This window comes from Streptomyces sp. SA15 (assembly GCF_002291145.1).
GTDB lineage: Bacteria > Actinomycetota > Actinomycetes > Streptomycetales > Streptomycetaceae > Streptomyces.
Genome location: NZ_NTGE01000049.1, coordinates 1 through 906 on the forward strand (window position 1 = coordinate 1; position 906 = coordinate 906).

A 906-nucleotide genomic window follows, 5' to 3' on the forward strand; every position below is an offset into this window, starting at 1 on the left:
GTCGACAGCGAGGTGGTGCACGACGAGCGCGAGGCGTCCTTCCCTCTCGCCGGCGTCGAGCCACACCGCGCGCAGCATCCTCCCCTGCTCCGGGGCGAGTTCGGCGCGGGCCCTGTCCAGTACGGCGGCCAGGACGGCCTCGTGGGGTGCGCCGTCGACGGGGACGTGGCGCAGGCAGTCGGCGGCGTCGGGGGTGCCCTGGGGCGCCGGGTCCAGGCGCAGGCGTGCGGCGGCGTGGGCGGAGTGGGGGCCGCGCAACAGCGTCGTACGCAGTGCGTCGTGGCTGTCGATGACGTGTTGCAGGGCGCGCAGCAGCGGCTCGGTGCCGGGCAGGGGCGGGGTGCGCACGATCATCGTCTGGCTGAAGGCGTCCGCCGGTCCGCCGGCGTCGTAGAGCCAGTGCGCCATGGGTGGCGCGGGGAAGGGCCCGGCGGCGGGTGCGGGGCGTCGCGGTTCGGGTGTCCGGTCCGGGTCTCCCGCGGCATCGGCGCGGGCGGCGAGCCCGGCTGCCGTGCGCTGCTCGAAGACATCCCTCGTGGCGAGGGCCAGTCCGCGGGCGCGCAGGAGGCCGACGAGCCGGATGGCCAGGATGCTGTCCCCTCCGCGTTCGAAGAAGTCGTCATCGGGGTCCACGGCCGGCGCTCCCAGCACCTCGGCGACGGCCGCGCACACGTCCTCCTCCGTGCCGGGTCGGGGCGGGCGGGACGCCTGCGCGGGGTGCTCCGGCTCGGTGTCCGGGGCGGGCAGCGCCGCACGGTCCAGCTTGCCCTGCGCGGTGACCGGCAGGGTGTCCAGGGTGACGAAGGCGGCCGGGACCATGTGGGCGGGCAGGCTGCCCGCGACGTGGCGGCGCAGGACGGCGGGGTCGGCGCGGTGGCCGGGCCCGGGGACGACGTAGGCGACGAG

The 906-nt window shown here is 77.2% G+C and carries 1 protein-coding gene; it reads right to left on the reverse strand.

Features of this window, described 5'->3' with window-relative positions; genetic code table 11:
* The coding region (locus tag CLM62_RS09260; RefSeq protein WP_257003759.1) for a phosphopantetheine-binding protein at nt 1–906 on the reverse strand (906 nt) is incomplete at both ends.